The organism is Thermococcus aciditolerans (assembly GCF_008152015.1).
Lineage (GTDB): Archaea > Methanobacteriota_B > Thermococci > Thermococcales > Thermococcaceae > Thermococcus > Thermococcus celericrescens.
In genome coordinates this window covers 964938-973965 of the sequence record NZ_CP041932.1, presented here as the reverse complement: position 1 = coordinate 973965, position 9028 = coordinate 964938, and the positions used below count along the sequence as shown (strand labels likewise).

Below are 9028 nucleotides of genomic sequence, written 5' to 3'. Positions count from 1 at the left end.
AGAAAAACCCTTCGCTAAATCCTCTCCGCGACCTCCCGTATCCTCTCCGCGAAGGCCGTCCTCAGGAGCTCATCGGGCTTCCCTATCTTGTCTTCCAGGTCCCTGTACAGCGGTATGCCGGTTAGGTAGGGCACGTCAAACCTCTTTGCCAGCTCCTCTATGTCCTTCTCCTCGTCCAGCTTAAGGTTCTCGACGATTCCGAGGATTTTGTATTCCCTCTCCCTCAGAACCTCGATGAGCTTTCTGACGACGTTAATGGCCAGCTTTGACGGTGTTGCCACCACGATGAATTCACCCTTCTTGAGGAAGCGCATGACGTCGAGGAACTGGTCTCCAAGGCCGGGCGGCATGTCTATGATGAGGTAGTCCAGCTCGTCCCAGCGGGTTATTGTGAGGAGTTCTATGAGGGCGTCGCTGACCTCCATACCCCTCATGGGCGTCGGCTTGTCCTCGGAGTAGTAGACGATGCTCATGAACTTTATCCCGTGAACCGTCGGAGGGATTACCCCGTACTCCTCCTCCGGGAACTCCTTTGGCTCGAAGCCGAGGATAACGTGGTCGCTCGCGCCGTGGAAGTCTAGGTCGAGGAGGCCGACCTTGTAACCCTTTTCTGCCAGGACAAGGGCCAGCGTGGTGGAGACGAGCGACTTGCCAACTCCGCCCTTCCCGCTGACGACGGGAATTATGCGCTTCACCTTCTCAAGCCTGCCCTCTATGCCCTTGACGCGCGGGTCTATGCTTATCATGCCTCCCCCTCCTTCTCGATCTTTATGCCGCTTATGTAAACTCCCCTACCCTTGACCACCTCAAAGTCCCTGCTGCCGCACTTCGGACAGGCGAGGAAGGCGTGCACAACCTCAGGAATAAAGTGTATGTCCTCCTTTATGCGCTCGTCGAAGTTTCCTTTGACTTCTTTAAGCTTCCACTCATGGCCGCAGTCCCTGCATTTAAAAACGGCCTCCTCCTCTACGAACTCTATCTCTGCCCCTTCTCCAATGGTCCCCTTGAGGAGCTCCTTCATCGCGAACTCGACTATCTCGGCGTTGACGTCCTGAAGTTCGCCGAGAACGACCTGAACGGCGAGGAGCTTAGACGCGCCTTCGTTTTGTGCGTAATCCAGGGCTGTTCTAACTATCCCATCGGCGAGTGCCCACTCGTGCATCTCGATCCCTCCGTTTAAATTTTAGCCCCCGACGCTTAAAAATGGACGGGTTTCAAACCTTGGGTTTATTGTTCCCCATTTTTACCAGCTTCCACGCGAGAACCGCGAAGGTGGCAATACCAGGCTACCGTTATCCCCCGAACCCGGCCTCGCGGGCGAGGAGGACCCCTGCACCGTAGTAGACCCACAGGAACGGAAACGAGAGGAGATTTGTGAGGACTTCAAGCGGTGGCGTGGAACCGCTGAGCACCTCGGCGAAGAACAGGGAGAGGAATGAGAGCAAGAGGACAACTTTGATCTTCCTTTCCATAGTGGAGTGTTCAGTTCATCTGGCTTTATGCTTTGTCCCTACCAATGACAAAATATTTCACCGTTTTTACCCCCGTGACCAGCCATACCGCCAAGAGGAGCCAGTAGAAGGCGAATCCGAAGTCGGTGATGGCGTTTATCCCGAAGGTCGTCCCCACGTTGAAGGTCGCGCTGACGTAGGCCCCCAGCGGGAATATGAATGCCCACCAGGCGAGGCTGTAGGGGAGGTTGAGCTTCCTGACGTAGTGGAGCGTCATCAGGATCGCCATGACGAGCCACCATACGCCGAAGCCCCAGAAGAGCAGGCCGAAGGCCAGGAAAGGCTCCTTGACGGATATGAAATCACTCGCTTTGACCAGGGCGTAGAGCGTGCTCGTCCCCGCTCCGATGGGTCCGAGGTTTATCCATATTGAGGGGGCTATTCCGCAGGGCATTGGCTCGTGCCGGATGAAGCGAAGCATCACCAGCGCGAACAGGGCCAGGTAGAGGAAGAAGCCGGAGCCCCAGGCGAAGACGTTGATGAAGGCAATAATTTCCCTCGCCGTTCCGCTCGCCAGCGTCATCAGCTTGGCGCCGCTTATCGGGATGACTATCAGGCCCACGGGCGGGATGAACCACGCTGGGGTTATGGCCTTGGTGTCTATCCCCTTGCAGGTGAAGAAGAGGTACGGGATGAGGAACGCGAAGAATATCGTCAGCGGGACGCCGGCCAGCCAGAATGCCCACCCGAGTGTGGTGTTCTTGAGAACCAGGAGGTAATCAGCGGAGAGAATCAGCATGGCTATCGCGATGGTGCCGTAGAAGTTGCCGAGGACTGGATGGTGGAGGTCTCTGAGGGCATCTTCTCTATATTTGAGCCACCTCAGAACCCAGGGCACCAGCAGGGCGAAGAACAAAACCGTATTGAGGTAAATCAGGAGCTCTGCGAGGTTTCCGAGGAGCGGGAGTTTCCCCGAGTAGGCCTTGCTCACGAGGGCCAGGGCGCCGGTTCCCATAGCGCTCGCGAACCAGCTCGGCGCGAAGTCTTTGATTCCCATGAGACCACCAGATTAAATGAAAAAAATTTCATTTAAAAACTTTTTCACTTGTGTTTCGTCGCCTCTATCCTCTCCCTCCAGTGGGGGTCGACCTCAAGAACCTGGTGTATGAAGGCCTCAACGACGTCTTTAACCCTTCCGTAGGCCCCGGTAACGACGGTTATCCCAAGGCTCTCGAAGTATGTCATGGCCTTCCTGCCCATGCCGTAGGCCAAAACGACCTCGCCGCCGTGCTCCTTCACGAAGTTTGGAATGTCTCCAGGGCCGTGCTCTTCGAAGGGAACCTCGACGACTTCAGCGCCCTTGATGGTGCCATCATCAACCTCAACGAACGCGAAATATTTCGCCCGGCCGAAGTGTTCGCAGACCTCGCTCTCCAGCCCTCTCCCATCCTTCAGGGGAACCGCGATTCTCATGGGATCACCACTATTATGAAAAAACCTTCACATATAAAGCTTGTGCATATGCACACTGGTTCCGGGAGAAGATAAAAGGGAAATCAGAGCTCCGCCTCGCCGAGGAACTCCAGAAGGTCGAGCAGGCGCTGGTCCTTGACCTTTTCCAGGGCTTTGCTCGCCTCTTCTCCCTCTATTTTGCCGTCCTTGTAAAGTGCTATGGCCTTCACCGCCTCAAAGAAGTCGCTCAGCTCCGGGAGCGCCCTGGCGAACATGTCCATGTGAAGGTAAACCGTCTCGAAATCGTCTTCGAGCATCAGCTGCCAGAGGATATCCATCAGTGATCCGAAGGCCACGTCCTCATAGTCCGAGCCCCTGGCGTTGACGAGGGCGTAGAGACACTCCTGCAAAGCGGCCTCGTAGTTCTCGTCCTCCTCGAATATTTCCTCGAAGCTCAGGTGTATCTCCACGAGAAGGTCTTTTTTGTCCTCCGCCAGCGGGAGCAGTCCTGCAAGCATGGCCTTTGCCTCGTAGGTCTCACCCGCCTCGAATACCACGTAGGCCCTGTGTATGTCTATTTTGAGAATCTCCTCCTCTTTTCCGAGCTCTTTGTAGATGTCCTTTGCTTTCTCCATTAACTCAATAGCCTTTTCGTACTCCTGAAGCTCCTCGTGGATAAGGGCCATGCTGTAATACACCTTTGCCACGTTCTCTTTGTTGCCCCTTGCGGTTTCCTCTTCCAGGAGGGAGCGGTGGAGATCGAAGCTCTTCTCAAGCTCCCCGATGAGGTAGTACAGATCCGCCAGCTCGAACTTAATCTCAAAGGTGTCTTCCTCTTCGACCAGCTTCTCAAACTCGCTCAGCTTGTCAATCCCCAGAAGCTCGCTGAAGTAGTAAACGGTGAGCTTGTAAAGTTCAAAGTCTCTACACTCCAGGGCGAGCTTTTCGGCCTTCTCGAGAACCTCTTTAAGCTCCTCGTCGCCCATCTCGTCAACCCTGTGGTACAGAAGGTCTGCGACCTTTTTGCAGTCCTTTTCCTCGATTGCCTTCAGAATCTCCTCCATCTCAGAACACCTCAGAATAATTAGCCGTCCGGAAGTATTTAACGCTTTGGTCAAAATTAAATGGGGAGGACTAACAGATGTATATCTATCTGTGCTTCCGTCGCTGGATTATCTCGGCATTCTCATCACAGTTAACGCCGCAGGCGGTCATTTTGTCCCACTTCTCGTAATCCAGTGTGGATTTCGTTCCCATTCATAAACTTACATTGTTGGCGAATACTAGAAAAATTTTCAGAAAGCCTCCGATGGTGAAGGCCCCGGGAGCTTTTTAAACTTCTCCTCGGAGGTGATAACATGCTTGAAGTGATTTTCCTTGGCACCGGTGGCATAATGCCCACCAGAGAGAGAAACGTTCCGGCCATAGCGCTCCGCTACAAGGGCGAGGTTATACTCTTCGACGTCGGAGAGGGCACGATGAGGCAGATGAACACCGCTAAACTCAGCCCGATGAAGGTGGAGAAGATCTTCATCACCCACTTCCACGGCGACCACTACCTTGGCCTGGCCGCCTTGATACAGACGATGAACCTCTGGGACAGGGAAAAACCCCTCCACATTTACGGCCCCAAGTACACATTCGAGTTCGTCCAGCACTTTCTCCAGAGCGGCTTCTTCAGGCCGGGTTTCGATATACACGTCCACGAGCTTGGCGAGACGAGGCTGAAGTTCGGGGACTACGAAATCTGGAGCTTCAAGGTCGAGCACGGCGTTCCCGCCCTGGGTTACGTCTTCAGGGAGAAGGACAGGCGCGGAAAGTTTCTCCCGGAGAAGCTCGCCGAATACGGGCTGAGCGAGGGGCCGATACTTGGAAAGCTCGAGCGGGAGGGTCAAATCGAGTGGAACGGCCGGATAATCCGCCTCGAGGACGTCACCGGGCCAAGGAGAAAGGGCCTCAAGGTCGTCTACACCGGCGACACCGAGCCCGCTGAAAGGGTCAGGCTCTTCGCTGAGAGGGCAGACCTGCTCATCCACGAGGCAACCTATCTGAATCCCGCCCACAGGGGCGATAGCTATCACTCGACGGTTGAGGAGGCCTGCGAGACGGCCAGGAGGGCCAAGGTTAAGCTCCTTGCCCTCTTCCACAGGGCCTTCCGATACACCTACGACGAATACCTGAGCGAGGCCTCGCGAATATGCCGCGAGTTCGGGGTTGACTTCGTGGTTCCGCGGGACTTCGACCTTTTGACGTTTAAATCGGGCAAATTCAGCGTGAGAAACCTTCTGGAGGAGAGAGGATGAGCTATCTTCGCTACGTCAAGCTCATAGGCACGATGCACGTTTCGCCGAAGAGCAGGGAGGAGGTCGTCAGGACGATACTCGGTGAGAGGCCCCATGCCGTTGCGATAGAACTCGACAGGGCGCGCTTCCTGGCCATGAATGAGAACAGACGCATGACCCTCGAGGAAGCCCTCCGCTTCGGCAGGAAGGGGCTGATAAACTACGCACTCGCGAAGGTCGAGGAGAGACTGGGAGAGGAGTTCGGGATGAAGCCCGGCGAGGAGATGAAAGCAGCTATAAGCGCCGCTCAAACCCTTGGTATCCCCCTCTACCTCATAGACGAGGACATAAACGTCATACTCTCCAAGATAGCCGCCGCCCCGGGGAGGGAGAAGCTTCTCATGGCCCTGGAAGCCCTGGGAATATTCCTGCCCGTTAGGCTTGGCGAGCCCTCCGACCCAATGGCGGAGTACAGGGTTATGATGGTGCAGTTCAAGCGCCGCTATCCCTACCTCTACCGCGTTCTGGTCGAGGAGAGGAACGAGGTTATGGCGAGGAACCTCGTGTCCATAGTCGAGAACCTAAAGCTCCGGGGGGTTAAGAGGCCACGGGTTATAGCCGTGGTTGGCCTCGGTCACAAGCCGGGCATAGAGCACCTTCTCGACAGGGCAAAGGAGCGGAGGTTCCTCTCACCCTACTGGACCGCGGGGGTGATGTGATGGAGAGAAGGCATCTGGTCTGCCCGCTCTGCGGCGGAACGGATTTCAAGGTTGAGGAGGGGAAGATAGACAGCAAATGGGGGTTCACTGCCCACAAGGTGAAGATAGTCATCTGCAGGAACTGCGGCTACGTCATGATGTTCCACAAATTGATTCGTTACTTTTATATTTAGAACCGCCACAGCATTCTTGGGGATTCGCCATGAAGGACAGACTCGAGAAGATGCTCAACGTCAAGATTCTTGAAATCGAGGAGCTTGAGGACAAGATCGTCGTTTACGTTCCGGAGGACCAGGTGAGGATAGCGGTGGGAAGCGGCGGTGCCGCCGTTAAAGCCGCTGAGCTTGTAATCGGCAAGAAGATTGAAGTAAAGGGCAAGTGAGCCTCCCCGCGGGGCGTTTCGATGGGCTATGAACCGTGGAAGGACGTTCACAGGGGCAGCATGGGAAGGAGGGAGATCGAGGATTTACTGATTTCTTTTCTAGTCCTCGCTCTGCTGTTTTCCAACTTTGACCCCTACGCGATTCCCTACTCCCTCATCGCCGTTCTAACAGCCTTCATCGTCCACGAGCTCGCCCACAGACAGGTGGCGCGGCACTACGGCTACAGGGCGTATTACAAACGCTGGGACACTGGCATACTCATGGCGCTCCTCGTGGGCATAGCGACGCGCCTTCTCACCGGAACGACCTGGATATTCGCCGCCCTCGGTGCCGTTCAGGTCCACGCTCCCTACGCGGTGGATTCCAGGGAGGCCTTTGGGAGGATAGCCCTCGCTGGTCCGGTCACCAACATAGCCGTCGGCGCTGCCGCACTGGTGGCCCTGAGAGCAGCGGTTCCGTTCACCCCCGTCTGGTGGGTCATCAAGACGACGGCAACGGTCAATCTGTGGCTGGCGTTCTTCAACCTGCTCCCGTTCCTGCCGCTGGACGGCTCCAAGGTCGTCCGCTGGAACGCCGGCTACTGGGCGGTCTCCATCGGCGTCGCCTACCTCCTCTTCAGACTGCTGTAACACTTTCGGTGATACAGAAGGGAAAGGTTAAATAGCCCCACCTTCACTTCTATCACGGTGGTTCCAATGGAGTACAAGAATCCGCTGGGTGTTGATATTGACCTCGAAACCGGCGTCATTCCCGGGGCCAAAAAGCTCGTCAGAAGGCTCAGCGACCTGAAGGGATACTTCGTCGATGAAAAAGCTTACGAAGAGCTTCTCAAGGAGAACCCGGTTGTCTACGAGGTTTACGCGATTGAGCAGGAGGAGAAGGACGGCGACCTCAACTTCGCAACCACCGTCCTCTACCCTGGTAAGGTCGGAAGGGAGTTCTTCTTCACCAAGGGCCACTACCACTCCAAGGCGGACAGGGCGGAGATATATTACGGCATCAAGGGGAAGGGCGGAATGCTCCTCCAGACGCCCGAAGGAAGGGCCGAATGGATAGAGATGGGGCCTGGAACGGTCGTTTACGTTCCTCCCTACTGGGCGCACAGGACCGTCAATACCGGCGACGAGCCGTTCATATTCCTGGCGATCTATCCCGCCGATGCGGGCCACGACTACGGCAGCATAGCCGAGAAGGGCTTCTCCAAACTCGTGGTCGAGGAGAACGGTGAGGTCATGGTCGTTGACAGCCCGAAGTGGAAGGAGTGAACCTTTGATTTTTTCTTATTCTCACCGCAACCCTTATTAACTTTCAGCAGTTACATCACTCCCGGTGATACAATGTCCTGGGACGCTCTCTACTCATCGGCCTTCGATAAAGTCCGTGAAAACATTGGGAAAATCGGTGGGGTTCTCCTCGCGTACAACACGAACATCGACGCCATAAAGTACCTTGACTCCACGGACCTGGGGCGGCGGATAGAGCGGGCCGGAAAGGACGAGGTTCTGGGGTACTCCGAGGAGCTTCCGGAGAAGATAACCTCCCTTGGGCACCTCTTCGGCGGGATTCTCTGGAGCATCAGGCGCGGAAAGGCGGCGGAACTCTTCGTCGAGAGCTGCACCGTCAGGTTCTACATGAAACAGTGGGGCTGGGACGAGCTCAGGATGGGGGGCCAGGTCGGAATAATGGCCAACCTCCTCGGCGGCGTTTACAACGTTCCGGTCATAGCCCACGTTCCCCAGGTTTCGAGGCTTCAGGCGGACCTCTTCAAGGACGGACCGATCTACGTCCCCAAGGTCGAGAACGGGAAGCTTAACCTTGTCCATCCAAAGGAGTTCCAGGCTGACGAGGAGAACTGCATCCACTACATCTACGAGTTCCCTCGCGGGTTCGGGGTTCTCGGCTTTGAGGCGCCTCGCGAGAACCGCTTCATTGGTGCCGCCGATGACTACAACCCGAACGTCTACATAAGGCCCGAGTTCACCGAACACTTTGAGGAGATAGCGAAAAAAGCTGAGCTGGGAATCATCAGCGGTCTCCAGACTCTAACGAGGGAGAACTACAGCGAGCCTTTCGAAGAGATGGTGCGCCACCTCGAAATCCTGAACGCGAGGGACGTTCCGGTTCACCTTGAGTTCGCCTTCACCGCGGATGAGACCGTCAGAATGGCCCTGATTGACGTCCTGGGCCATTTCCACAGCGTCGGCCTCAACGAGGTCGAGCTCGCCTCGATAATGGAGGTCATGGGTGAGAAGGGCCTCGCCGAGAAGCTCCTCGCCGACGACCCAGTGGACCCAATCGCGGTCACCGAGGCCATGCTAAGGCTCGCCGAGAGAACCGGCGTTAAGAGGATTCACTTCCACACCTACGGCTACTACCTCGCCCTGACCGACTACAAGGGCGAGTTCGTCCGCGACGCGTTGCTCTTCGCGGCACTGGCTGCCGCCGCCAAGGCGAAGCTCGGCGACGTCCGCTCGATAGACGACGTGGTCAAGGCCATGGACGTCCCGGTGAACGAGAAGGCTGGAGCGGTGGAGGAGAGACTTACCGGGGAGTACGGCATGAAGAACGGCATCGCTGAGATCGACGGCTACCAGCTCTCCTTCGCCCCGACGAAGATAGTAACGAGGCCCAAGAGCACCGTCGGAATCGGCGACACCATATCGAGTTCGGCCTTTGTGGGCGAGTTCGCCCTCCGTTAGGTTTCATTTCTACGCCAAAGTTAAAAACAAATGGGCCCAAGT

At 56.1% G+C, this 9028-nt stretch carries 13 protein-coding genes; 7 read left to right on the top strand and 6 right to left on the bottom strand.

All coding sequences use genetic code 11. The features are described 5' to 3' along the window. Window positions 1-14: 14 nt before the first annotated feature. From FPV09_RS05375 to FPV09_RS05350, 6 genes are all read right to left on the bottom strand, one after another. Window positions 15-746 (bottom strand): Mrp/NBP35 family ATP-binding protein, encoded by a 732-nt coding sequence (locus FPV09_RS05375; RefSeq protein WP_148882651.1) that lies wholly within the window; start codon window positions 744-746, stop codon window positions 15-17. Continuing rightward, the gene (hypA, locus tag FPV09_RS05370; RefSeq protein WP_058939142.1) at window positions 743-1162 is read right to left on the bottom strand and encodes a hydrogenase nickel incorporation protein HypA; all 420 of its coding nucleotides are present in this window, start codon (window positions 1160-1162) and stop codon (window positions 743-745) included. The genes FPV09_RS05375 and hypA overlap by 4 nt, the downstream gene beginning before the upstream one ends. Window positions 1163-1292: 130 nt before the next feature. Next, window positions 1293-1472, bottom strand: coding sequence for a hypothetical protein (locus FPV09_RS05365; protein WP_148882650.1), 180 nt, complete (start codon window positions 1470-1472; stop codon window positions 1293-1295). Between the two features lie 25 nt (window positions 1473-1497). Next, window positions 1498-2508, bottom strand: coding sequence for a TDT family transporter (tdt, locus tag FPV09_RS05360; protein WP_148882649.1), 1011 nt, complete (start codon window positions 2506-2508; stop codon window positions 1498-1500). Between the two features lie 44 nt (window positions 2509-2552). After that, window positions 2553-2924, bottom strand: coding sequence for a NifB/NifX family molybdenum-iron cluster-binding protein (locus tag FPV09_RS05355; protein ID WP_148882648.1), 372 nt, complete (start codon window positions 2922-2924; stop codon window positions 2553-2555). Between the two features lie 83 nt (window positions 2925-3007). Beyond that, entirely contained in the window at window positions 3008-3967 is a 960-nt protein-coding gene (locus tag FPV09_RS05350) for a tetratricopeptide repeat protein (RefSeq protein WP_148882647.1), read from the bottom strand. 294 nt (window positions 3968-4261) lie between these two features. Here FPV09_RS05350 and FPV09_RS05345 point away from each other — a divergent pair, with 294 nt between their 5' ends. The 7 genes from FPV09_RS05345 to FPV09_RS05320 all read left to right on the top strand — a co-directional run bounded on the left by FPV09_RS05345 (window position 4262) and on the right by FPV09_RS05320 (window position 8986). Beyond that, the gene (locus FPV09_RS05345) at window positions 4262-5206 is read left to right on the top strand and encodes a ribonuclease Z (protein ID WP_148882646.1); all 945 of its coding nucleotides are present in this window, start codon (window positions 4262-4264) and stop codon (window positions 5204-5206) included. After that, on the top strand, window positions 5203-5904 hold the full coding sequence (locus FPV09_RS05340; protein ID WP_148882645.1) for a TraB domain-containing protein: 702 nt from the start codon (window positions 5203-5205) through the stop codon (window positions 5902-5904). The genes FPV09_RS05345 and FPV09_RS05340 overlap by 4 nt, the downstream gene beginning before the upstream one ends. Next, window positions 5904-6077: a hypothetical protein gene (locus tag FPV09_RS11990; protein ID WP_168194734.1), complete on the top strand. Its 174-nt coding sequence runs from the start codon at window positions 5904-5906 to the stop codon at window positions 6075-6077. The genes FPV09_RS05340 and FPV09_RS11990 overlap by 1 nt, the downstream gene beginning before the upstream one ends. Window positions 6078-6106: 29 nt before the next feature. Next, the gene (locus tag FPV09_RS05335) at window positions 6107-6286 is read left to right on the top strand and encodes a KH domain-containing protein (RefSeq protein WP_058939157.1); all 180 of its coding nucleotides are present in this window, start codon (window positions 6107-6109) and stop codon (window positions 6284-6286) included. Window positions 6287-6307: 21 nt separating this feature from the next. Beyond that, on the top strand, window positions 6308-6916 hold the full coding sequence (locus FPV09_RS05330) for a zinc metalloprotease (protein WP_148882644.1): 609 nt from the start codon (window positions 6308-6310) through the stop codon (window positions 6914-6916). Between the two features lie 66 nt (window positions 6917-6982). Further along, window positions 6983-7552, top strand: coding sequence for a glucose-6-phosphate isomerase (locus tag FPV09_RS05325; RefSeq protein WP_148883701.1), 570 nt, complete (start codon window positions 6983-6985; stop codon window positions 7550-7552). Window positions 7553-7624: 72 nt separating this feature from the next. Then, window positions 7625-8986: an ADP-specific glucokinase gene (locus tag FPV09_RS05320; RefSeq protein WP_148882643.1), complete on the top strand. Its 1362-nt coding sequence runs from the start codon at window positions 7625-7627 to the stop codon at window positions 8984-8986. Window positions 8987-9028 lie beyond the last annotated feature (42 nt).